The 21682-nt window shown below is 70.9% G+C and carries 23 protein-coding genes; 13 read left to right on the top strand and 10 right to left on the bottom strand.

All coding sequences use genetic code 11. The features are described 5' to 3' along the window. Positions 1-10: 10 nt before the first annotated feature. Complete coding sequence (locus VFV21_RS11725) at positions 11-367, bottom strand: DUF1428 domain-containing protein (protein WP_329669605.1); 357 nt, start codon at positions 365-367, stop codon at positions 11-13. A gap of 208 nt (positions 368-575) precedes the next feature. Between VFV21_RS11725 and VFV21_RS11720 the strand changes: the two genes are divergently transcribed. From VFV21_RS11720 to VFV21_RS11685, 8 genes are all read left to right on the top strand, one after another. Beyond that, complete coding sequence (locus tag VFV21_RS11720; protein ID WP_329669604.1) at positions 576-860, top strand: type II toxin-antitoxin system RelE/ParE family toxin; 285 nt, start codon at positions 576-578, stop codon at positions 858-860. Further along, positions 857-1150 carry a HigA family addiction module antitoxin gene (locus VFV21_RS11715; protein WP_329669603.1) on the top strand — a complete coding sequence of 98 codons (294 nt, stop codon included), beginning with the start codon at positions 857-859 and terminating at the stop codon, positions 1148-1150. The genes VFV21_RS11720 and VFV21_RS11715 overlap by 4 nt, the downstream gene beginning before the upstream one ends. Positions 1151-1314: 164 nt before the next feature. After that, on the top strand, positions 1315-1809 hold the full coding sequence (locus VFV21_RS11710) for a CIA30 family protein (protein WP_329669602.1): 495 nt from the start codon (positions 1315-1317) through the stop codon (positions 1807-1809). A 97-nt stretch (positions 1810-1906) separates the two neighbouring features. After that, positions 1907-2833, top strand: coding sequence for a M14 family metallocarboxypeptidase (locus VFV21_RS11705; protein WP_329669601.1), 927 nt, complete (start codon positions 1907-1909; stop codon positions 2831-2833). A gap of 95 nt (positions 2834-2928) precedes the next feature. Beyond that, positions 2929-3975 (top strand): DUF1615 domain-containing protein, encoded by a 1047-nt coding sequence (locus VFV21_RS11700; protein WP_329669621.1) that lies wholly within the window; start codon positions 2929-2931, stop codon positions 3973-3975. Between the two features lie 77 nt (positions 3976-4052). Further along, positions 4053-4697, top strand: coding sequence for a peroxiredoxin-like family protein (locus tag VFV21_RS11695; protein ID WP_329669600.1), 645 nt, complete (start codon positions 4053-4055; stop codon positions 4695-4697). Between the two features lie 82 nt (positions 4698-4779). After that, on the top strand, positions 4780-6027 hold the full coding sequence (locus tag VFV21_RS11690) for a PA2928 family protein (protein WP_329669599.1): 1248 nt from the start codon (positions 4780-4782) through the stop codon (positions 6025-6027). A 127-nt stretch (positions 6028-6154) separates the two neighbouring features. Continuing rightward, positions 6155-7303, top strand: coding sequence for an NAD-dependent epimerase/dehydratase family protein (locus tag VFV21_RS11685; protein ID WP_329669598.1), 1149 nt, complete (start codon positions 6155-6157; stop codon positions 7301-7303). A gap of 81 nt (positions 7304-7384) precedes the next feature. Here the strand turns inward: VFV21_RS11685 and VFV21_RS11680 are convergent, their stop codons facing one another. Further along, positions 7385-8662, bottom strand: a complete 1278-nt coding sequence (locus VFV21_RS11680) for a DUF418 domain-containing protein (protein ID WP_329669597.1) — start codon at positions 8660-8662, stop codon at positions 7385-7387. 316 nt (positions 8663-8978) lie between these two features. Here VFV21_RS11680 and VFV21_RS11675 point away from each other — a divergent pair, with 316 nt between their 5' ends. Then, entirely contained in the window at positions 8979-9218 is a 240-nt protein-coding gene (locus VFV21_RS11675; RefSeq protein WP_329669596.1) for a hypothetical protein, read from the top strand. A 15-nt stretch (positions 9219-9233) separates the two neighbouring features. Here the strand turns inward: VFV21_RS11675 and VFV21_RS11670 are convergent, their stop codons facing one another. Next, on the bottom strand, positions 9234-11006 hold the full coding sequence (locus VFV21_RS11670) for a CPBP family intramembrane glutamic endopeptidase (protein WP_329669595.1): 1773 nt from the start codon (positions 11004-11006) through the stop codon (positions 9234-9236). A gap of 76 nt (positions 11007-11082) precedes the next feature. After that, entirely contained in the window at positions 11083-12243 is a 1161-nt protein-coding gene (locus VFV21_RS11665; protein WP_329669594.1) for an OmpA family protein, read from the bottom strand. 152 nt (positions 12244-12395) lie between these two features. Between VFV21_RS11665 and VFV21_RS11660 the strand changes: the two genes are divergently transcribed. After that, entirely contained in the window at positions 12396-13274 is an 879-nt protein-coding gene (locus VFV21_RS11660; RefSeq protein ID WP_329669593.1) for a transporter substrate-binding domain-containing protein, read from the top strand. Between the two features lie 9 nt (positions 13275-13283). Here VFV21_RS11660 and VFV21_RS11655 read toward each other — a convergent pair whose 3' ends face one another. From VFV21_RS11655 to VFV21_RS11645, 3 genes are all read right to left on the bottom strand, one after another. Then, positions 13284-14375: a diguanylate cyclase gene (locus VFV21_RS11655; protein ID WP_329669592.1), complete on the bottom strand. Its 1092-nt coding sequence runs from the start codon at positions 14373-14375 to the stop codon at positions 13284-13286. Between the two features lie 96 nt (positions 14376-14471). Continuing rightward, a complete protein-coding gene (locus tag VFV21_RS11650) occupies positions 14472-15032 on the bottom strand; it encodes a BLUF domain-containing protein (protein WP_329669591.1) in 561 nt (186 codons plus the stop codon). Positions 15033-15122: 90 nt separating this feature from the next. Then, positions 15123-15458 (bottom strand): YkgJ family cysteine cluster protein, encoded by a 336-nt coding sequence (locus VFV21_RS11645; protein ID WP_329669590.1) that lies wholly within the window; start codon positions 15456-15458, stop codon positions 15123-15125. A gap of 194 nt (positions 15459-15652) precedes the next feature. Here VFV21_RS11645 and VFV21_RS11640 point away from each other — a divergent pair, with 194 nt between their 5' ends. From VFV21_RS11640 to VFV21_RS11630, 3 genes are all read left to right on the top strand, one after another. Then, positions 15653-16510 (top strand): PA4780 family RIO1-like protein kinase, encoded by an 858-nt coding sequence (locus tag VFV21_RS11640; RefSeq protein WP_329669589.1) that lies wholly within the window; start codon positions 15653-15655, stop codon positions 16508-16510. 105 nt (positions 16511-16615) lie between these two features. Beyond that, on the top strand, positions 16616-18070 hold the full coding sequence (locus tag VFV21_RS11635; RefSeq protein WP_329669588.1) for a GGDEF domain-containing response regulator: 1455 nt from the start codon (positions 16616-16618) through the stop codon (positions 18068-18070). Between the two features lie 52 nt (positions 18071-18122). Then, complete coding sequence (locus tag VFV21_RS11630; RefSeq protein ID WP_329669587.1) at positions 18123-19469, top strand: M24 family metallopeptidase; 1347 nt, start codon at positions 18123-18125, stop codon at positions 19467-19469. Positions 19470-19475: 6 nt separating this feature from the next. On the opposite strand, the gene VFV21_RS11625 is transcribed toward VFV21_RS11630, so the two are convergent. The 3 genes from VFV21_RS11625 to VFV21_RS11615 form a co-directional block, all read right to left on the bottom strand. Further along, positions 19476-20126, bottom strand: a complete 651-nt coding sequence (locus VFV21_RS11625) for a class I SAM-dependent methyltransferase (RefSeq protein ID WP_329669586.1) — start codon at positions 20124-20126, stop codon at positions 19476-19478. 139 nt (positions 20127-20265) lie between these two features. After that, on the bottom strand, positions 20266-21225 hold the full coding sequence (locus VFV21_RS11620; RefSeq protein ID WP_329669585.1) for a DUF808 domain-containing protein: 960 nt from the start codon (positions 21223-21225) through the stop codon (positions 20266-20268). A 65-nt stretch (positions 21226-21290) separates the two neighbouring features. After that, the coding region (locus tag VFV21_RS11615) for a GGDEF domain-containing protein (RefSeq protein WP_329669584.1) at positions 21291-21682 on the bottom strand (392 nt) is incomplete at its 5' end.

Raw genomic sequence — 21682 nt, 5'->3', positions numbered from 1 at the left:
CGCCGCGTGTTTATTCGATGACCACGATGGGCGAGAACCCGCCGTAGATCATCCGCGCACCATCGAAGGGCATCGGGTTGGCGGCCGGGTCCATGCGCGGGTCGGCCATCATCTTTTCCATCGCCGCGTCGCAGGTGGCGCGGTCGGGCCATTCGATCCACGAGAACACCACGGTCTCGTCGTCCTGGCACTTCACCGCGCCGAAGAAATCGGTCTGCTTGCCCCGCGGCACGTCCTCGCCCCAGCACTCGAGGATGCGCAGGGCGCCGAACTCGATGAACAGCGGGTCGAACTGGCGCGCGTGGTCGATGAACTTCTGCTTGTTGGCGTTAGGCACGGCGATCACGAAGCCTTGGACGTAGTTCATGGCGCGTCTCCGGGGGGCGGGCACCTGAGCCTAGCGCCGCCGTCGGGTCCTTGCCAGTGCGCCTCGGATCGTACGTTCGCCCGGGGCGATTGCGGAGGAGGAAATGATCCTGCGTCGCATGGCGAACGGGACGGGAGGCAATTCATCCTGTCGGGAGTCCACCCTATAACGAGTGGCGACATATGACGAATAGCGTTATGGTCGGCCCATGATCCGCAGCTTCGCCGACAGGCAGGCTGAACTGGTGTGGCGGGGCGAACCCGGTCGCCGGCTGCCCGGGTCGATCCAGCGCATCGCGAGGCGCAAGTTGCGGATGCTGAATGCCGCCGTGTCATTGGAAGAGCTGCGCGTACCTCCCGGCAATCGCCTCGAGGCGCTATCCGGGGACAGGCGCGGCCAGTTCAGCATTCGCATCAATGAACGGTGGCGTATCTGCTTTCGCTGGATCGATGACGATGCCCATGATGTCGAGATAGTGGATTACCACCGATGACCCGAAAGAAACTGCCGAACATCCACCCTGGCGAAGTGCTGCTGGCCGACTTCCTCGAACCGATGGGTCTTAGCCAGAACGCCCTCGCGCGGGCCGCCGCCGTGCCGCCCCGGCGGATCAACGAAATCGTCCTTGGCAAGCGTGGCGTCACCGCCGACACCGCGCTGCGGTTGGGTGCGGCCTTGGGCACCAGCGAGCGTTTCTGGCTGAACCTGCAGGCCGAGTACGACCTGGAAGAGGCGCGTCGGGCCTTGGGCCCCTCACTGGCGAAGGTCCGGCGGGTGGCCTGACGGCGGCACCGGCCGGGCGGGGCGGCCGTCACGCGACTGCCACGAGGCAACGGATGCAATGGCTGCCCATCACGCGAGGGCCTGAAATGCACCGTGGACGCGCTGCCATCGTTGCCCTGCTTCTACTGGCCTCGCGCGTGACCGTCGCCGCCCCGGAGCCTCCGATGAAAACCCTGATGCGCTTCGATGGCGCCCCCGAGGAGCCGCGCTGGGTGGCGGTGAACGACGGCGTCATGGGCGGGCGCTCCAGCGGCGGGCCGGAAGTGGCGGCTGGGCAGCTGCGTTTCACCGGCGTGCTGTCGCTCGAGAACAACGGCGGCTTTTCGTCGGTGCGCACCGTGGGCCGCGAGTTCGATTTCACCGGCGCGAAGAACGTGGTGCTGCGGGTGCGCGGCGACGGCCGGCGCTACCAGCTGCGGCTGGCCACCGACGCGCGCTTCCGCGGCATCACGGTGTCCTACGGCGGCGAGTTCGCCACCCAGGCCGGGCGCTGGACCGAAGTGCGGGTGCCGCTGTCGGGCCTGCGCGCCAGCGCGCACGGGTTTGCGCTGCTGGGCCCGCCGTTCGAGCCTTCGCAGGTGCGCGAGGTCGGCCTTCTGATCGGCGACAAGCGCGAGGGGCCGTTCGCGCTGACGGTCGACTGGATTGCCCTGGAGTAAGCCTCCGGGAACGCGCCGGGCCCCGGCCGCCTTGGCGTGGCGCGAAAGGCGCGGTGATAAAGTCGCGGGCACCGTCTTCGAACAAGGACCGCCCACCGTGCATCCCCCCGAAAGCTATCCCATCGGCACCCCCGGCCAGCCCTGGGGCGCCGCCGAGCGCGCCGCCTGGCGCGCCCGCCAGGCCCGCCAGCGCAGCTATGCCGACGACGTGCTGCTGGCCATCGACCGGCTGCGCGATGCGTTCGACGTGCAGGAATACGGCGTGCTCGACGCGGGCGACGACGGCCGCTTCCCGCTGTACGCGCTGCGCAGCCAAGGCTGGCGCGAAGACCTGCCCAGCGCGCTCGTCACCGGCGGCATCCACGGCTACGAGACCAGCGGCGTCCACGGCGCGCTGCAGTTCGCGCAGTCCCACGCGAAGGATTACGCCGGCCGCATCAACCTGTTGATCGTGCCCTGCGTCAGCCCCTGGGCCTACGAGCGCATCCAGCGCTGGAACGCCGAGGCCATCGACCCGAACCGCTCTTTCGGGCCCGACGGCCAGGCTGCCGAATCCGCGGCGCTCAAGCAGCTGGTGGCGCCGCTGCGCGACCGGTTCCTGGTGCACATGGACCTGCACGAAACCACCGACAGCGACGAATCCGAGTTCCGCCCGGCCAAGGCCGCGCGCGACGGCCAGGCCTTCGAGCCCGGCGAGATCCCCGACGGCTTCTACACCGTCGGCGACACCGAGGACCCGCAGCCGGAATTCCAGCAGGCCATCATCGCCGCCGTGGCGAAGGTGACCCATATCGCGCCGGCCGACGCCAAGGGCGAGATCATCGGCTCGCCGGTGGTGGCGCATGGCGTCATCAACTATCCCTGCCGCGAGCTCGGGCTGTGCGCCAGCGTCACCACCGCGCGCTACCGCAGCACCACCGAGGTCTATCCCGACAGCCCGCGCGCCACGCCGGCCCAGTGCAACGACGCCCAGGTGGCGGCGGTGCGGGCCGCGCTGGACTTCGCGCTGGCGGCGGCGCGCTGAGTCCCGTGCGCACGCTGGCTTGGCGCGCGGCGCCAGCGCCGCGGCGCGGCGGTCGTCCGGCGGCACGGCGCCACGCTTGGCTCACGGCGTGCGCGCTGGTCCTGCTGGTCGCCGGCTGCGCCACCACGCCGCCGGGTCCGTCGCCCGAAGCCGTTCGCCGCGATCTCGAGCGCCGCATCCCGGCCAGCGTGCCCGACCGTGCCGGTTGGGCCACCGACATCGAGGTCGCGCTGCGCACGCAGGAGATCGCGCCGACGCCGGAAAACCTGTGCGCGGTGCTCGCGGTCATCGAACAGGAATCCGGCTACCAGGCCGACCCCCCGGTGGCGAACCTGCCTGCCATCGCCCGCGGCGAGCTCGAGCGCCGCGCCGCCGCGCTGCGCATCCCCAAGTTCGCGCTCAACGCCGCGCTCCGGCTCGACTCCACCGACGGCCGCAGCTACGGCCAGCGCCTCGACCAGGTGCGCACCGAGCGGGAACTCAGCGAACTCTACGAAGACCTCACCGGCCGCGTGCCGCTGGGCCGGCAGCTGCTCGATGGCCGCAACCCGGTGCAGACCGGCGGGCCGATGCAGGTGTCGATCCCGTTCGCCGAGGCGCGGGCCGGGACCTATCCCTACGCCATTGAAACCAGCATCCGCCGCGAAGTGTTCACCCGCCGCGGCGGGCTGTACTTCGGCATCGCCCACCTGCTGGGTTACCCGACGCCTTACCTGCGCAAGGTGCACCGCTTCGCCGACTTCAACGCCGGCTGGTACGCGAGCCGCAACGCCGCCTTCCAGCAGGCCCTGGGCTACGCCACCGGACAGTCGCTGGCGCTGGACGGCGACCTGCTCACGCCCGGGGCGTCGATGGCGAAGCCCGGCGAGACCGAGCGCGCGGCGCGCCGCCTCGCGGGCGAGCTGGGCATGGATGAACGCGCGATCCGGCGCCAGCTGGAGCAGGGCAACCAGCTGGGGTTCAACGACACGGCGCTGTTCCAGCAGGTCTTCGAACTGGGCGAGCGCCGGGCCGGCAAGCCGCTGCCGCGCGAGATCATCCCGGGCATCCAGCTCGAGAGCCCGAAGATCACCCGCGACCTCGATACCGCCTGGTTCGCCACCCGCGTCTACGACCGCTACCGGCGCTGCCTGGCGAAATAGTGCGCCGGGCCGCGAACCCTTTAGCCCGGTGCTGGCCTCTTGAGGAGTTCACAACGCCCGTTCCCAGGAGAAACGCCATGATCCGCTGCGCCCTTGCCGGCCTCATGCTCACCCTCGCCAGCGCCGCGCCGGCCGCCGAACTGGCCGCCAGTGCCGACCAGGTCCGCCCGATCCTGATGGGTTCGAAGCTGCCCGATGTCGCCCTGCTCACCCTCGAGGGCGAGGCCACCACGCTGGCCCGCCAGGTCGGCGGCAAGCCCGCGATCCTGGTCTTCTACCGCGGCGGCTGGTGCCCCTACTGCAACCTGCAGCTAAGCGACCTGCGCCTGATCGAGGACCGCGCCAAGGCGCTGGGCTACCAGATGATCGCCATCAGCCCGGACCGCCCCGAAGCGTTGGCGAAGACGCTCGACGCCGGTGACCTGACCTACACCCTGCTGTCCGACAGCCAGGGCCACGCGATGAAGGCCTTCGGCATCGGCTTCCGGGTGGACGCGGTGACGGTGGCGAAGTACCTCGCCTTCGGCATCAACCTCGAGGCGGCCTCGGGCTCGAAGGAGAACGCGCTGCCGGTGCCCTCGGTGTTCATCGTGGATGGAGAGGGCGTGCTGCAGTTCGGCTATACCCATCCGGACTACACGATCCGCGTCCCGGGCAATGTGATCCTGGCGGCGGCGGAGGCCATCGCCGGGCGCAAGGACCGGCTGCAGCCCAAGCGCTGAGCCTGCCGCACGCGGTCCGGTTGGCCCGGGCCGCGTCCCGTTGCCGTTAACCCCGGGGAACGCCAGCATCCCGGGATCCGACATGCCTGCCATCCTCCGCCTGCTGATGCTGCTCGCCGCGTTGGGCCTGGCCGCCTGCGGCTCGGGCACGCGCCTCGAGCCGCGCGAAGTGCAGGGCTACGCCGCGCTGGTGGACGATGGCGGCCAGCCGCGGCTGTGGGTACTGACCCGGCAGGAGGAGACGCGCGAATCGCGTAACCCCACGCGCCGCGGGCCCTCGTCGCGCAAGCTGGTGCTGGTGCACTTCGACCTGCACGCCTTCGATCCGATGACGGCGCGGCCGCTGTGGACCAGGCGCGTGCACAGCTTCAAGGCGCAGGATGGTCTGGTCGGCCCGGTGGTGGGATCCACGGTGCGCGGGCGGCTGCTCGGCCAGGACGGTGATCGCGTATGGCTGGTGATCGGTCGCGATCCGCGCGCGGTGGCGACCTCGGACGGTCGCCTGCTCGATGACGCCGAGGGCATCGTCAAGCGCCATCCCCAGCTGGCCGGCATGCTGCCCGAGGATCCGCAGCGTTATGGCTTCGACGCCGGGCTGGTGTTCATGGCGGCCGACGCGGCGCAGTACGCGGTGCGCGGTCCCGCCGGCGCACTGTCGCCTTACGCGCCGCCGCCGAAGCCGGCGGTGGCCGTGGGCCACGAGGCGGCCAAGGTGCCGCTGCGGCCCACGGGGGACTGGCCGCTGCGCCTGGTGGAATTCGGCGGGCGCTGGCTGGGCCTGTTCACCGGCCCGGAGGCGGAGGACGCCGCGACGGATCCGTTCGGGCGGCACCTCGCGTTTCCGTACACCATCATCGACGAAGGCGCGCTGGCGCGGCGCACGCTGTGGTGGGGCACGGTGGAATCGGTGCAGCCCTTCGACGAGCGCTTCGACCGGCTGTCGGCGATGACGCCGCTGGAGGGCGGCCCGACCTTCCTGCGCGGGCGCTTCGTGCGCCAGCCCGGCAGTGAGCTTCCGCTCGCGCCGCCGGGCGCCCCGGGGCTGCTGGTCTGGCACAACACGCGCATCGACCGCGAGGGCCGGCTGGCGATGACGCGCCTCGACGGCGCCCTCGCGCGGGCCTGGACCCGCGAGCTGCCGCTCAGCGATTCACCGTCGAACGCACACCTGCCGACCCGCGTCTGGACGCTGCCCGAACGGCTGGTGGTGGTGGGCGAGCTGGCCACGACCCAGGGCGAGCGGGTGCTGCGCGAGGTGCACCTGGTGTCGCTGGATCCGGCCACGGGGGACATCGCCGCCTGGAACGTGCAGCGCGGCGCACCGCCCTAGGCGCGCCGCCCGGCCCCCCGACTTTCGTCATGCGCGGGCACGGGGGCGGGCAGGGCAGAGTGGCGCATCCGCCCCGGCCGGAGCGCCGCCGCGGAGTCCATGGCTTCCAACTTCCGGGGAAATAAACATGACTTCACGTCGCGACCTGTTCCGCTATGCCGCGCTGGCCACCGCTGCCGCCGCCCTGCCTTCGCTCGGCAGCGCCGCCGCACCCGCCAGCGTCGGCAACGCCATTCCCAAAGCCGCCAAGCCGCTGCGCATCCTGATCCTGGGCGGCACCGGCTTCACCGGTCCGTTCCAGGTGGCCTATGCGCTGGCGCGCGGGCACCAGGTCACCACGTTCAATCGCGGCCGCCGGCCGATCGCCGAGTGGGGCGACCGGGTCGAGCAATTGGTGGGCGACCGCACCACCGGTGACCTCAAGGCCCTCGAGGGCCGCGAGTGGGATGTCTGCATCGACAACCCGACCACGCTGCCGTATTGGGTTCGCGACGCCGGCCAGCTGCTCAAGGGCAAGGTCGGGCATTACCTCTTCATCTCGACCATCTCGGTGTATGCCGACGGTTCCCAGGGCGGCATCAATGAGGACTCGCCGCTGGCCAAGTATGCCGGCGCCGACGCGATGGCCGAGACCCGCGAAACGCTCATGGCGAACATCGAGGGCCTGTACGGCTCGCTCAAGGCGCTCAGTGAGGCCGAGGCGCGCAAGCAGTTCGGCGACAAGGTGACGATCGTTCGGCCGGGCTACATCGTCGGCCCGCGCGACGAGACCGACCGCTTCACCTACTGGCCCAAGCGCATCGCCCAAGGCGGCGAGATCCTGGTGCCGGGCGATGGCCAGGACCCGGTGCAGGTAATCGACGGGCGCGACCTCGGCGAGTGGATGATCCGCCTCGCCGAAAGCGGCACGACGGGCGTGTTCAACGCCTGCGGCCCCGACTACGCAATGTCGATGGACGCGATGGTGCACGGCTGCCACGCCGTCACCGGCGGCCCGGCGACGTTCACCCACGTCTCGCGCGAGTTCATCGAAAAGAACGAGGTGGCGCTGCCGATCTGGGTGCCGCGCGAGGGTTCGCCGTATTCGGGCTATGGCGCGGTGAGCAACGCGCGCGCGATCGCTGCGGGGCTCAGCTTCCGGCCGCTGGCGGAAACGGTGACCGACCTGCTGGCCTGGTACCGGAGCCAGACGCCCGAGCGCCAGGCCGAAGTCCGCGCCGGCATCCCGCGCGAAAAAGAAGCCGAACTGCTGAAGGCCTGGCGCGCCCAGGCCTGATTTTCCCCTGTGGGAGGGACTTCAGTTCCGATGCTGTCCAAATGAAAGCATCGGGACTGAAGTCCCTCCCACACGGCAGGGCTAGGCGAGGAACGGCAGCCGCCGCCACTCGACCAGCGAGCGCCACAGCCACTCGACCGGGCCCATGCGGAAGCGCCGCAGCCACAGGTTCGCCAGCACCAGCTGCACCGCGATGATGGCCAGGCTGATGCCGAACATCCCGGCCCAGCCGAACTGCCCGAACAGGCCCAGGCCGATGCCCGGGAACAGCAGCCAGCCCGTCACCAGCGTCTGCATCACGTACAGCGAAAAGGCCGTGCGCCCCGCGGCCTTCAAGGGCGCCAGCAGCCAGGCGCCGGCGCGGGTGCCCAGCAGCAGGTGCACCAGGCCCAGGTGGCCGAGTGTCATGGCCAGGCGGGCGATTTCTTCCGTGAACTGCACGATCCGCGGTTCCGGCGAAAAGCGCAGGTGCTGGCTGGCCTCGATCGCACGCAGCGGACCGCCGAGGGCATAGCCGGCCAGCATCAGCAGCAGGTAGAAGCGCCGCGTGCGGCCGCCCTGGATCACGCCCCACTTGAACAGCGCGGTGCCGATGAGCATCACGCAGAACGCCTCGGGCACGGCGTCGAAGAAGACCTCGCCCGAGTAGGCGCGCCGCTCGAGCCAGATGCCCTGGGCGTAGCGCGCGTAGTCGCCCAACGGCGCCAGCCGCATCTCGCGGTCGTAGGCCATGAAACCTTCGTCCGGCGCCATCGCCGCCTCGAGCTCGGCCCAGGCCTTGAGTGCGTCGGTGTCGGCCTGCGCGAGCGTCGCACCGCTGGCCTGCCGCGCGCTCGCGGCCTGCACCTGGGCCTGCAGTTCGCTCCGTGCGCTGTACTCGGCAAGCCCGCGGCCCGTGTCCACGACCGTGAAGGCCAGGCCCAGCGCGAGCAGCACGCCGGGCGGGAGCGTGCGGAACGGAAACAGGAACAGCGCCGCCAGCGCGTAGATGAAGAGGATGTCGCCCGGGAACAGCAGCACGAAGATGTTCGCCAGCCCGAACACCATCAACCACAGGTTGCGGCGCAGGTAGCGGTCGGCGATGGCGACCGGCGCGTCGTCGTGCATCGCCCTGGCCGCCAGGATCAGCATGCCGGCGCCGAACAGCATCTGCAGCAGGCCGCGCTGGGTGCCCTCGAGCGCGATCTCCATGAACCGCCAGGTGGCCTGGTCGGCGGGCGTCCAGCCGGCCGAGGGCGGGTGGTCGAAGAAGGCGACGAAGTAGGTCGCAGCCCCGGGCAGGTTCATGAACACGATGCCGAGGATGGCCAAACCCCGGAGGATGTCGAGGGCGTCGATTCGGTCGGCGGCAGCGGTCATGGTCGGCATCCCGGCGGTGTCCAGCGGGTAAACGCGCCGACCAAAGAAAAAGGGCCGTTGGACGGCCCTTGATCGGGTGTTGCGTGGCGCGATGCGCGACTCAGCGGATGCTCTTGAGTCGGGCGGCGCGGCGGCGGGCGCGGGCTTTCTTAGCCATGGTGGGGGCCTTGGTCGGTGGAATGGGCGCGCAGTGTCCCATAAATCGGGCCCCGACGCCGGATCGCCGACCGCTTGACCCCGGTCAGGGCGCGGCCGGCGCCTGCTTGCGAGCCTGTGCGGGCCGGGCGCCAACCGGGCGCCAACCCCAGGAGACAGCATGCAGTACGACATCCACCTCGCCACCCGTTCGCCCGACCTGGCTGCCCTGCGCGCCGCGCTGGGCCAGGCCGATCCGGCCGCGATGACCGACTTCGACGCCGGCACCGGCCTGCTCCGGGTCTCGGCCAACCTCAGCGCCTTCGAATTGGGCGAACTGCTGGCCAGCACCGACCCGCGCCTGGTGCCGGCGCAGATCATGCAGCTGCCATCCACCTGCTGCGGCGGTTGCGGCGGCTGAGCCGCCGGGCCGGCGTCAGGAAAGCATCAACCAGCAGGCGATGCTGTTGTTGAGGACATGCAGCAGCACCGCCGGCAGCAGGCTGCGGTAGCGCTTCACCAGCCAGCCCGCCAGCAGGCCCAGGGCCAGGTAGAAGGGGAAGCGCGCGACATCGTCGTGGATGGCCATGAACAGCATGGCCTGGGCCAGGTTGGCCCAGCCGAAGTGGATGTGCTTGGCCAGGCCGCCGAGCAGCAGGCCGCGGAACACCCACTCCTCGAACACGGGCACCAGCACCGCCATCACGATCACAGTGACCAGCAGCCCGTAACGCGCCATGCCTTCGCTGAGGATCGAGGTGTGGAAGGTCGAGGTACCCACGTCCATGCCCGAGGACGTCATCCAGCCCTGCACGACCACGCAGGCCAGCGCGACCAGGTAGCCCATGCCGTAGGCCAGCAGGACGCGCGCGCCCATGCCCGGCCACTGGCCACGCGGCACCGTCCACTGCGGCCAGCGCAGCCAGTAAAGCGTGGGCAGCAGCGCCAGCAGGCCGGCCACGGTCGACCAAAGCATGACGGTCAGCGTGGACATCATGGCGTCGTCGCCCTCGAACAACGCCGCCATCGCCTCCGGCACGGCCACGATGAGGATGGCCGTTGGCGCCAACAGCAGGCCTACCGCCGTGCCATACCAGGCATGGCGCAGGCCCAGGCCCGGCAGCAGGGGCTGCGGCGCCCGGTTCGCCAGCCGCCTGGCCAGGCCGCGATAGTGCACGGGCAGCAGCAGCGGCAGCGGCAGGAGCAGCAGCAGCGCGCCGATCAAAAGCATCACGAGCGCAAACGGCAGCAGCGTCGGCGCAAAGGCCATCAGCGGGTTCACCGCCAGGATGCGGAAATAGTCGCGTCCGGTCGCGTCCACCTTGTCCATGTCGAGTTCGAAATGGGACACGGCCGCACCGGCGTCGCCCCGCGCGAGCGCCAGCGACAGGCGGGCCGGTCGCGTGTCGTCGGCGTCGTCCTTGCTCGTCTTGAGCATGTCCTCGAGGGTGTCCAGGTCGTCGGCGGCCACCAGTACATCGGCGGCCACCGTCCATGAGGGCGACACACGGGCGTCCAGGTGGCGCACCAAGTCGTCCCGCGCCGCGGTGGGGTGGTCCAGCGCGGCCAGCGACTTGAGCCGCTGATCCAGCTGCCAGGTCGACGTCGCCAATGGCGCGGCCGCCGCGAGTTCAGCGGCGGCCTGCGGGCCCTCCAGCGCCGCGAGGCGCCGCACCGCGAGGGGCAGGGACGAGGCGTCGCCCAGGCGGACGGTCTCGATGGCAACGTCCGCAGCGCGGCTGCCGATGTGCTCGGACTCGGCCAGCACCTTGCCCAGGCGGATGCGCAGCGCCGGCGGCCAGTCAGAGGTGTTGTCCCAGCGCGCCAGCGCGGCGCGCTCGCGCTCCTCGCTGGAATCCTGTTCGGCCAGCAGCACCAGGACCTCCGGGGCGTCCGGCATGCGCTCCTCGAGCGAAGCCAGGCAGGCCTCGTGGCGGCCGGGCGCGACGTCGGCCCATTCCGAACCCTCCAGGTCCCAGACGTGCCAGAAGAAATCGCAGTGGGCCACCGCCAGCGCCACGTCCTCCGGACGGCTGGCCTGTGCGTCGATGAAGGCCTGGTCCATGGCCTCGAACTCGGCCGCGTGGCCAGCCACCAGGGTCTCGAAGGCCTGGCGGCCATCGCGCAACCAGCCAGGGCCAGGCGGCGTGGCTGCCGCAGGCACGGCAACTAGCAGGGAAAGCAGCAGGACCCGGAGGTTGGTGAACATGCGGCGGCATCCAATGGCGATGCCGAAGGGTTGCCGCCTTGTACGTTGGCGTCAACCCATCCGGACCCTGAGTTTTTCAGGGCAGGCGCACCAGCTCCACGCGGCGGTTCTTGGCGCGGCCATCCTCGGTGGCGTTGTCGGCCAGCGGCTGGTCGGGGCCGAAGCCCTGCGCCTGCAGGCGGTCGGCGGCGATGCCCTTGGCCACCAGCGCCGCCTGCACGGCCTCGGCGCGCTGCCGCGACAGCTCGCGGTTGCGCTCGGCGGTGCCGGTGCTGTCGGTGTGGCCGTCGATGGACAGGCGCAGCGCCGGGTCGTTCGACAGCAGGCTGTGGATTTCCGTTACGACGGCCGCGGCGTCCGGCCGCAGCGTGGCCTTGTCCACGTCGAAGTTGATGTAGAGCGCGATGCGGCCGTCGGCGTCGAGCGCCTTCTTCATCGCGGCGGCGTCGATGAAGGCGAGCTTGCTGGTCATGCCCTGGCGCTCGAGCACGACCACCTCGCCGTGCAGCGGGATCGCGCCGGTGCTGACCTGGATCCACCACTCCTTGCCGCCCTGGCGGATCAGGTAAGTGTGGTTCTCGCAGCCGTCGCTGGCGCAGGTGCCGTGGTAGTGCTTGTCCACCGCCTCGCGGCCGCCGAACGCCGCGTTCACCTGGTTCGTGTATTGAACCTGGTTGATTTTCTGGCCGCCGAGTTCGGCGATGGCGTTGGCGTAGTTGCGGTGGAACTCGATGTCCGAGTACTCGCGCTGTTCGGGGTTGGTGAGCTGGAAGCGGTCGCGGAAGACCTTGCCTTCGATGGCCACGACCTTGTCGCCGGCGATCATGTGCTCGCGGTCGAAGTTCTTGTTGCGGTCGCGGTCGCCGAGCGTGCTCACCAGGCCCTCGGGCTCCTTGAAGAACGGGAAGGGCGGCAGGCTGGCGCTGGACTCCGGCACGCTGGCGGGATCGAACTCGGTGGGGGGCGCCGCGGCGGCCAGGTCCGGGCCGCCGGGCTCGCCGGGGAGCGGGGTGGCATTGGATTGCACCGGCGTGCTGGTGCCCGTGGCAGCAGCGTCGGCGGCGCCCGGCTCGCCGGGCAGGGGGCCCGCGGCGGGCGCGTTGGCCGACTCCGGCGTCGCGGTGGCGGCCGCGGTGTCGGCGGCGCCCGGCGCGGCATCGGCGGCAGGGGCGGCGTCCTGTTGGCCGCAAGCGGTGAGCAGAAGGGTCGAGGCAATCAGCAGCGGCAGGAGGCGCATGGGGGGCTCCGAAGGGCGGGGGGCGGGCTGATGATGCACCGCGCGGGGGATTTGCACATCCTTCACACGGGTAAGGGGGCGAGCCGGGGACAGCGTCGCCTCTTGACGGGCCCTGCACGAACCCGGCGAAGGCGTTTGGGTATGCTCGGGCCATGTTGATTCCTCGCCTGCGCCGCGGCCCACACGGTCTCCTGGTCCTTCTCGCGCTGGCGATGCCGGCGCTGGCGCGCGCGGAGCCGGCCCTGGTCGGTGGCGACCCGAACTACCCGCCCTTCCACTACCTCAACGACCAGGGCCTCGCGGCGGGCCGGGACGTCGAGCTGATCCGGGCGATCGCCGCGGACCAGGGCTTCGAGGTGCAGTTCAGCCTGATGGAGTGGGGACGCGTGCTGGGCCAGCTCGAGCGCGGGTCGCTGGACGTGGTGCCGATGTTCATCACCGAGGACCGCCGGGCCCGCTTCGACTTCAGCCAGCCGTTCGCACGGCGACATCACCAGGTGTTCGGGCCGCGCCGGGCCGGGCGCGTCGAGGGGGTCCAGGAGTTGGCGGGCCGGCGCGTCGCGGTGCAGTTCGCCGGCATGGCCTACGAGTGGCTGGCCAACCAGGACGCCGGCATCGACATCCGGCCGATCAACATCGAGGACAGCGCGGTGCTCGCCGTGGTCCGGGGCGAGGCCGACTACGCGCTGGTGCCCAGCGATATCGGCGAGCGGGCGATCGCGGTGCACGGGCTGGACGACATCGTGGCGCTGAGTCCGCCGCTGCTCGAGCGCGACTACGCCTTCGGTGTCAGCCGCGGCCGGCCGGCGCTGCGGGAGAAGATCGATGCCGGGCTGGCGCGCCTGCGCGCCAATGGCGGGCTGGCGCAGATCATGGCGGGCGAGGTGGAAGGCCGGGTGCCGGTGGAGCGCCAGCAGCGCCCGATCGAAATGGGCCGGCGCGCCAGCGTGTCGTGGTGGATCGCCGGGTTGATCCTGCTCGGCCTGCTGTTCTGGGTCGGCACGCGGTGGGCGCGGTCGCCCGAGGGCTGAGTCGCCCGATCAGGCGCCCTTTTTCGCGGCGCTGGTAAGTACGGCCACGCGGTTGCGGCCTTCGCGCTTGGCCTCGTAAAGCGCGCGGTCGGCGGTCTCCATCCACTCCGCCAGCTCGGTGTCGTGGTCCGCCGCGGTCGCCAGGCCGATGCTGATCGACACCTGCAGGCCAGGCGCTTTCGGAAATTGCAGGCCGGCCACGTCCTGGCGCAACTGCTCGGCGACCGTGGCGGCCTCCGCGGCACCCACCGGCAAGGCCACCGCGAATTCGTCGCCGCCCAGCCGCCCGGCGTGGCCGCCGGGCAGGGCGGCGCGGCGCACGTGCTGCCCCACCTCGCGCAGCACGTCGTCGCCCAGCGCATGGCCATGGCGGTCGTTGATGTCCTTGAAGCGGTCCACGTCCACCAGCAGCAGCGTCGCGTCGTGGCCCTTGGCGTGGCGGCGGTGCAGCTGGTGCTCCGCCTGGGCCTGCCAGTAGGCGCGGCTGTCGAGGGCGGTGAGCGCGTCGGTGCGGTTCAGGGCCTCGAGCTGGAGGTTCTGGCATTGCACCTTCCGCACCAGCTGGTAGCTCGACAGGCTGACCGCCAGCGAATGGATCACCAGGATCGGCAGGCAGGCCAGCACCACCGGCATCGTGGTTTCCGGCGAGAACGCGAACCCGGTGAACAGCCCGGCGCCCACCAGCCCCGCCCCCATGGCCGGCAGCGAGCGCAGCCAAAGGCCGCGGATGCCGGCATTGACCTTGTCGGCGGTGGCCATCGACATCAACAGCACCGAGGGCAGCACGTTGAAATGCAGCACCGCCGCGTAGGAGCCGGCCAGCAGGGAATCGAACAGGAAGTTGCGCAACTCGGCGAGCTTGGGATCGCGGCTGCGGATGGCGACCACGAAGGCCAGGTGGGGCCAGACCAGGCAGGCGAAGCCGGCCCACGCCCAATAGGGCCACGACGCGTCGCGGGCATCGAGCACCACGACCAGCGGCAAGGCCGCCAGGCCCATGCCCAGGATGCGGAAGCGGTAGGTGCGGCGCGGCAGGCTGCGCAGATGGCCGCCGCGACGGTCATCCGCCCCGCCGGGAACCGGAGGCGTGGTGGTCGACAAGTTGTGGTATCCCCCCTGGATACCGGGCCAGCATAGCCCACCCGCCGGCGGGGGGAATGGGAAAGATTCGGCCTGCCTGCGCCCGCGCCGCGGGCCTCAGCGGGCGACGGCCACCGTGGCCACCACGCCCAGCAGCACCACGCCCAGCACGGCCATCGCGTAGCGCAGGCCCACCGCAGGCTCCGGGGCGCCGGGGGGCGGCGTCACTACTTCGGCGGCGAGCTTCGCGTCCGGGCCTTCGACCAGCAGGCGGTTCATGGACGCCAGCAGCTCGGCGTCGAAGCTGTAGGGATCGAAGGTGGCGCGGCCGTGCCGGGCCATCAGGCGGCGCACTTCACTGGCGTTGGGCACGAGCTTCATGGCCCAGCTGGCGAAGCTGCGGCGCGCGATTTCCTCGCGGGCCAGCACCTTGAGGTCGTGGTGGCGCGGGTCGGCGTGCAGCTGCTGGTACAGCGCCTCGACTTCGGCCGCCGGGCCTTCGAGGCACTGGAAGAAACAGCCGTCGCCGAAGTACAGCGCGCCCACCAGGCCGCGGCGCGGGTTGTTGCGGCGGGACTGGATCAGGATGCGCGCGACTTCCGGGTGGATGCCGGCGCTGCCGTTGACGTCGTCGAAGCGCGCGCGGCTGGCATAGGTCAGTCGGAGCAGGGAAGGCATGGGGGGCACCTCGTCATGGAACGGCCGCATGATTCCACGCGCGGCTTCATGGACACCGTGAAAACCGCCGTTTGCACGCAGTTTTCACCTTCAGGCGGCGGGTTTCACCGGCAGCGGCGCGGGGTTCCGGGCGTGCACCTTGCGCTCGTCGCGGCAGTAGGCGCCGCCCATCGCGAACTTGCGGCAGATGCTGGGGCGGGTGTCGTAGATGCCGCAGCGCATGTGCGCGCGGTCGAGCGCGGCGCACCAGCCGTCGGCGTCGCGGCGCATGACGTCCAGGCCGCGGTGGTCGACGTCCACCAGATGTGGCGGCTGCACTTCGTCGGGCATGAGCACCACCGTGAGGCGGCAGCAGACGGCGGCGCAGCGGTCGCAGGAAACGGCGGGATCGACGCGCTGGTCGTCGTCGCGGAACACGATGGGCATGGGCGGCTTCGGGGAGGGCGGTCCGGCCCGCGGGGCGGGGCGGTGGCGCGAGGAAAGGGGCGAAGCGGAGCCCGGGGATCGGGACGGCGGGACGCGCAGGCGGATCAACTGGCGGGCGCAGTCTACACCCTGCCGGGCACCCCGGCCGGGGCTGGGCCATAATGCCGGCCCGAACCCGGCTGCGCCCGACCTGAATGAAAACCCCGAAGGGCCTGCAGCCGCTGATCGACGACGGCGTGATCGACGAAGTGCTGCGCCCGCTCAAGAGCGGCAAGGAAGCCTCGGTGTACGTGGTCCGCTCGGGCGACGAGGTGCTGTGCGCCAAGGTCTACAAGGACCTGGGCCAGCGCAGCTTCCAGGCCCGGGTGCAGTACCAGGAGGGCCGCAAGGTCCGCGGCAGCCGCCAGCAGCGGGCGATGGGCAAGGCCAGCAAGTTCGGCAAGCGCGAGCTCGAGACGCAGTGGAAGAACACCGAGGTGGACGCGCTCTACCAGCTGGTCGAGGCCGGCGTCCGCGCGCCGCGCCCGCACGGCTACCACCACGGCGTGCTGCTGATGGCGCTGGTGACGGATGCTGAGGGGCACAGCGCGCCGCGGCTGGGCGAGGTCGAGTTCGACGCGGCCGAGGCCGCGCGCTACCACGAGGCGCTGGTGCGCGACGTGGTGCGCATGCTGTGCCTGGGCCTGATCCACGGCGATTTGTCCGAGTACAACGTGCTGGTGTCGCCGGAGGGTCCGGTGATCATCGACTTCCCGCAGGTGGTGAGCGCGGCCGGCAACAACGCCGCGCGGGCGATGCTGCTGCGCGACGTGCACAACCTGCGCGACACGCTGGGCCGGTTCGAGCCGGCGCTGCTGGACACGCACTACGGCGAGGAGATGTGGGCGCTGTACGAGCGCGGCGAACTCCAGCCCGACACCATGCTTACCGGCCGCTTCACCTTCGACGAACGCCGCGCCGACCTGGGCGCGGTGCTGATGAGCATCGAGGATGCCCGCCAGGAGGCGATCATCCGCCAGCAGGGTCGCGAGGCCGCTGCCGAGCAGGACTGAGCCCCGTCCGGACCCGGTTTTCCCGTTCTGTGACCCCGGTGGTGGGCAGGCCGGGCGGCTTGGTCTAGATTGGGAGGGGTTCAGGGGCCGGTCTTGGGGGCGGGGATGAGCGGGGACTCGGGCGCCAAGGCGCGCATCCTGGTGGTCGACGATTCCAAGTTGATGCGCAAGGCCGCGGTGAAGATGCTGGGCGACGAGTTCGACGTCGTCACCGCCGACGATGGCGCGCAGGCCTGGCAGATGGTCGGCGAGGACCAGTCCATCCAGGTCGTGTTCTCCGACCTCAACATGCCGGTGTCCGACGGCTATGAGCTACTCCGGCGCGTGCGCGCCTCGGCCGACGCCGGCGTGCAGTCGCTGCCGCTGATCATCGTCACCGGCGCCGAGAACGACGAGGCGGCGCGGATGAAGGCGCTGGACATGGGCGCCACCGACTTCATCACCAAGCCCTTCTCGACCACCGACCTGGTGGCGCGCGCCCGCGCCCACGCCAACAACCAGCGCATCACCCGCCAGCTGCAGGCGCAGTCCACGCTCGACGGCCTGACCGGCCTGAGCAACAAGGCCGGTTTCCTCGACCGCCTGCAGCAGGACATCGCCTACGCCCGCCGGCACCAGCAGCCGCTGTGCCTGGTGCGGCTGGAGATGGTCGATTTCCGGCGTTTCTTCCTCTACCACGGCCGCGAAGTGGCGGAGGCGCTGGTGCTGCAGGTCGCGCGCATGCTGCGCGGGCGCATCCGCAAGGAGGACACCGCGGCGCGGATCGGCCTGGGCGGATTCGCGCTGTCGCTGCCCGGCGGCGACCCGGCCGGCATCGAGGGCATGATCGGCCGCCTGCGGCTGGAGCTGCTGGGCCAGCCGCCGGTGGACGAGAACGGCGACCCGATCGCGGTCGAGCTGGGCGCGGCGGTGCTGTGCCCGGACCTGGGTGCCGAGTTGGGCGCGCAGGCGATGCTGGACCAGTGCCAGGCGATGCTGGACGCCGCATCGGTCGCGCCGGCGCCCGCGGCTGCCGGCGCGGCGCCGGTGGTGCACGTCGAGACCAGCATCGTGCCACTGGCGGCGCCTGCCGCGGCGCCGTCCGCAACGTCGTTCGCGTCGCCCGGGCCAGCGTCGGTGCCGGCGGTGCCGGAGCTTGCCGCCGCGGCGGCGCCGGATGCCGTGCCCGTGCTTCCCGAGGCCGTCATATCCCCGGCGATCCCGGCTGCTCCGGAAGTAGTGGCGCCCGCGGCCGCAATGCCTGCAGCGCCGACGGCACCCCCGGCACCTGCAGCGCCCGCTGCGCCCGTCGCACCCTTGGCATCTACAGCACCCGTTGCGCCTGTCGCACCCGCGGCGCCTACTGCCCCCGCCGCCGCACCCGCACCCGCTACGCCCGCCGCACCGGCCGCCCCCGAACCGCTGCGGCTGGACCCGCTGCTTGACGAACTCGCCGCCGGCAATGCCCGCGCCGTGGCCGAGAAGATGCCGCAGGTGATCGGCCGCCTGCTGCCGGTGCTGCGCCTGCTCGGGCCGGGCCAGCGCGCCCAGCTGATCCAGTTCCTCCAGCGCCTGGGCTGACAATCACGCGCGCTTGGCTATGATTCGGCGATCCCACCCGCCGGATCCCGCCATGCATCTTCGCCTCGCCGCTTCGCTTTGCCTCGCCCTGGTGGCCACGCCGCCTGCACTCGCGTTCGAACAGGGTCGGGTGGTGCAGGGCGAGCCCGCGGTGCTGTCGCCACGCGAGCGCGTAGCGGTCGAGAACCGTATCGTCACCGAGCGGCTGGAGACCCTGCTGCCGCGCCTGATGGCCGAAACCGACATCGACCTGTGGCTGGTGCTCTCGCGCGAATACGCCGAGGACCCGATCTACTTCACGCTGGTGCCGCAGCCCACCTTCGCGGCGCGCCGCACCACGCTGCTGGCCTTCCACCGCAAGCCCGACGGCAGCGTGGACCGCCTGGTGGTGAACCGCTATCCGCTGGGCGAGCCCTACACCTCGGTCTGGTCCGGCGGCGACCTCGACGCGCAGTGGCAGGCGCTGGGCCAGCTGATCGCCGAGCGCGACCCGAAGCGCATCGGCATCAACGTCTCGCGCCAGTGGCCGATCGCCGACGGCCTGAGCAAGGGCCTGCACGAGCGCCTGCTGGCGGTCCTGCCCGCGGGCTTCGAATCGCGCCTGGTCTCCGCGGAGAACCTGGTCGTGCGCTGGACCGAAACCCGCATCGCCTCCGAGCAGGCGCTGTACCCGCACATCGTCGCCATCGCCCGCAGCGTCGTCTCCGATGCGTTCTCGTCGAAGGTGATCACGCCCGGCGCCACCCACACCGACGACGTGGCCTGGTACATCCGCCGCCGCTACGAGGAACTCGGCCTGCCGGTGTGGTTCATGCCCGACGTCAATTTCCAGCGCGCGGGCGTGGCCTGCGAGGAAGCGGCGCCGTTCTGCGGCGGCGAGGGCATCATCCAGCCCGGCGACGTGCTGCATACCGACGTCGGCCTGTGCTACCTCAAGCTGTGCACCGATACGCAGGAAATGGGCTACGTGCTGCGCCCGGGCGAAACCGACGTCCCCGCCGGCCTGAAGGCCGCGCTCGCCGACGGCAACCGCTGGCAGGACCTGCTGACCGCCAATTTCCGCTCCGGCCGCACCGGCAGCGAGATCCTGGCCGACACCCGTCGCGACGCGGGGCGCGCGAAGCTGGTGTCGAGCACCTACACGCACCCGATTGGCTTTTTTGGACATGCCGCGGGCCCGACCATCGGCATGTGGGACGACCAGAGCGGCGGCGCCGACGGCGGCCAGTGGCCGCTGTATCCGGACACCGCCTACGCGATCGAGGGCAACATCAAGGCGCGCGTGCCCGAGTGGGGCCGCCAGTGGGTGCAGGTCAAGCTCGAGCAGAGCGCCTTCTTCGACGGCGAGAAAGTGACCTACCTCGCCGGCCGCCAGACCCAATGGCACGTGGTGCGCTGAGCGGCGTCAGCGCCGGTAGCTGAGCAGGCGCCCGCGGAAGGGCGCCACGTCGTCGTCGTTGAACGCGCTGCGCACTTCGGTGACTGCGTAGCCCTGCTTCATCAGCGCCGTGGTGAAGGCGCCGCTGTTGCCGCGGCCCGGGTCGGTGATCAACACCTCCGCGGCCGGGCGCATGTGCGCGGCCAGCAGCACCGCCAGCTGTTCGGCGTGGCCGCGCTCGTAGAGCACGTCGCTGGCGATCACCAGGTCGAACTCACCCAGCTTCGGCTGCGGCAGGTGCCAGGCCAGGTCCAGGAAGGTCAGCGGCGGCAGGCCGTTGAGTTCCGCGTTGTAGGCCAGGAATTCCTCCGCCAACGGGTGGTGGTCGCTGGCGGTGATGTCGGCCTTTCGCCGCTGCAGCACCAGGCTGGCGAGCCCGAGCCCGCAGCCCAGCTCCAGCACGCGCTTGCCGGCGACATCGAACCGGCTCATCGCATGCGCCAGCACGCGCCCGGCGGGCCAGACCTGGCCGAACAGGCTCCACATCGCCGAGGAAATGCCGGCGCGTTCGGCGCGTCCCTTCGGGTCGGCGAACTGCTGCAGGTCGCTCAGCGCACGGATGCGGTAATCCTGCCCGCCGAATCGCAGGGTGAGCAGGCGGGTGGCGTAGCCCGGCATGGGCGCTCCCGTGGGGGCGTCGTCCCGGCGAACGGGGACGGAGACGCGTGGGAGGCGCTACGGCGGGGGCGAGATGCCCGGGGCGTGACGTGCGAAGGAGCGCCGCCAGTCTACGCCCAATGACGGCGGTGCGCGGCGCTCAGTGCGCGGCGGCCTTGCCCTTGCCGCGCAGCTTGCCCCAGGCGGTGACGCCCAGCACCACGGCAATGCCCGCCAGGATGCCGAAGCCGGCTTCGGCCAGCATCGACACCGGCAGGCCCCAGCCGCCGGCCGGGGTGATGTCCTGCACGAAGTGGTGCACCACCGGGATCGAATGCACCAGGATCTGGCCGCCCACCAGGAACATCGCGGCGGTGCCGGCGATGGCGAGGAACTTCATCAGCCACGGCGCGGCGGTGAGGATGCCGCGGCCCAGCGCCCGCTTGGCGCGCCGCGCCGCGGAATCGCCGGGCAGCTGGCTCAGGTAGAGGCCGCCGTCGTCGAGCTTGACGATGCCCGCGACCAGGCCGTAGACGCCGACCGTCATGATCGCCGCGATCGCGCAGAGCACGCCGACCTGGGTGACGAAATCCTTCGCGGCCACGGTGCCCAGCGTGATCACGATGATCTCGGCGGAAAGGATGAAGTCGGTGCGGACCGCGCCCTTGATCTTGTCCTTCTCGCGCGCGACCAGGTCCACCGATTCGTCGGCGACGGCCGCGAGCAGCTCGACGGTTTCCTTTTCCTTCTCGGCCGGATGCAGGAACTTGTGCATCAGCTTCTCGACGCCCTCGTAGCAGAGGAAGGCGCCGCCCACCATCATCAGCGCGGTCACGATGGGCACGGTGATGCCGCGCCCGGCCAGCCAGCCCTCGAAGGCGCTGATCGCCAGCGCGGCCGGGACCAGGATCACCTTGTTGACCGTCGAGCCCTTGGCCACGGCCCAGACCACCGGCAGCTCGCGGTCGGGCTTCACGCCGGAGACCTGCTGCGCGTTCAGGGCCAGGTCGTCGCCCAGCACGCCGGCGGTCTTCTTGGTGGCGACCTTGGTCATCACCGACACGTCGTCGAGGATGGTGGCGATGTCGTCGAGCAGGGCTAGGAGGCTGGCACCGGCCATGGCTGTTTCATTCCAGGTGGGAGGACGGCCGGCAGTTTAGCCGCGATCGTGGCAAGCGTTCGCGGCTAGCCTTCGACGCGGTTGCGACCGCCCTGCTTCGCCCGGTACAGTCCGGCGTCGGCTTCGGCGATCAGGGCTTCGATGTCGGCGGCATCACCCGCCTTGCCTTGCGTGACCGCCACGCCGATGCTCACCGTATAGGCGGGCAGCGCCGCATCGCGGCGCGTCTCGATCTCGCGCCGGATGCGCTCGGCGACGTTGCGCGCTTCGCTGACGCCGGTATCCGGAAGCAGGATGGTGAATTCCTCGCCGCCGAAGCGCGCCAGGATGTCGGGCACGCGCAGCATCTGCTGCGCCCGCCTGGCGAAGTCCTTGATCACCAGGTCGCCGACATGGTGGCCGTGGGTGTCGTTGACCTTCTTGAAGAAGTCGATGTCCGAGATCAGCACCGCCAGCG

The sequence above is a fragment of the Arenimonas sp. genome, assembly GCF_036275555.1.
GTDB lineage: Bacteria > Pseudomonadota > Gammaproteobacteria > Xanthomonadales > Xanthomonadaceae > Arenimonas.
The sequence above is the reverse complement of the archived record's forward strand: the minus strand, read 5'-3'. Positions and strand labels throughout refer to the sequence as shown.

Bases quoted from the DNA above. Each gene is read 5' to 3' on its own strand.
- VFV21_RS11680 (WP_329669597.1), bottom strand. From the start codon at position 8,662: ATGACCGCTGCCGCCGACCGAATCGACGCCCTCGACATCCTCCGGGGT.
- VFV21_RS11715 (WP_329669603.1), top strand. From the start codon at position 857: ATGACCCGAAAGAAACTGCCGAACATCCACCCTGGCGAAGTGCTGCTG.
- VFV21_RS11710 (WP_329669602.1), top strand. From the start codon at position 1,315: ATGAAAACCCTGATGCGCTTCGATGGCGCCCCCGAGGAGCCGCGCTGG.
- VFV21_RS11640 (WP_329669589.1), top strand. From the start codon at position 15,653: ATGAAAACCCCGAAGGGCCTGCAGCCGCTGATCGACGACGGCGTGATC.
- VFV21_RS11635 (WP_329669588.1), top strand. From the start codon at position 16,616: ATGAGCGGGGACTCGGGCGCCAAGGCGCGCATCCTGGTGGTCGACGAT.
- VFV21_RS11675 (WP_329669596.1), top strand. From the start codon at position 8,979: ATGCAGTACGACATCCACCTCGCCACCCGTTCGCCCGACCTGGCTGCC.
- VFV21_RS11690 (WP_329669599.1), top strand. From the start codon at position 4,780: ATGCCTGCCATCCTCCGCCTGCTGATGCTGCTCGCCGCGTTGGGCCTG.
- VFV21_RS11660 (WP_329669593.1), top strand. From the start codon at position 12,396: ATGTTGATTCCTCGCCTGCGCCGCGGCCCACACGGTCTCCTGGTCCTT.
- VFV21_RS11645 (WP_329669590.1), bottom strand. From the start codon at position 15,458: ATGCCCATCGTGTTCCGCGACGACGACCAGCGCGTCGATCCCGCCGTT.
- VFV21_RS11665 (WP_329669594.1), bottom strand. From the start codon at position 12,243: ATGCGCCTCCTGCCGCTGCTGATTGCCTCGACCCTTCTGCTCACCGCT.
- VFV21_RS11625 (WP_329669586.1), bottom strand. From the start codon at position 20,126: ATGCCGGGCTACGCCACCCGCCTGCTCACCCTGCGATTCGGCGGGCAG.
- VFV21_RS11685 (WP_329669598.1), top strand. From the start codon at position 6,155: ATGACTTCACGTCGCGACCTGTTCCGCTATGCCGCGCTGGCCACCGCT.
- VFV21_RS11630 (WP_329669587.1), top strand. From the start codon at position 18,123: ATGCATCTTCGCCTCGCCGCTTCGCTTTGCCTCGCCCTGGTGGCCACG.
- VFV21_RS11650 (WP_329669591.1), bottom strand. From the start codon at position 15,032: ATGCCTTCCCTGCTCCGACTGACCTATGCCAGCCGCGCGCGCTTCGAC.
- VFV21_RS11720 (WP_329669604.1), top strand. From the start codon at position 576: ATGATCCGCAGCTTCGCCGACAGGCAGGCTGAACTGGTGTGGCGGGGC.
- VFV21_RS11725 (WP_329669605.1), bottom strand. From the start codon at position 367: ATGAACTACGTCCAAGGCTTCGTGATCGCCGTGCCTAACGCCAACAAG.
- VFV21_RS11670 (WP_329669595.1), bottom strand. From the start codon at position 11,006: ATGTTCACCAACCTCCGGGTCCTGCTGCTTTCCCTGCTAGTTGCCGTG.
- VFV21_RS11695 (WP_329669600.1), top strand. From the start codon at position 4,053: ATGATCCGCTGCGCCCTTGCCGGCCTCATGCTCACCCTCGCCAGCGCC.
- VFV21_RS11620 (WP_329669585.1), bottom strand. From the start codon at position 21,225: ATGGCCGGTGCCAGCCTCCTAGCCCTGCTCGACGACATCGCCACCATC.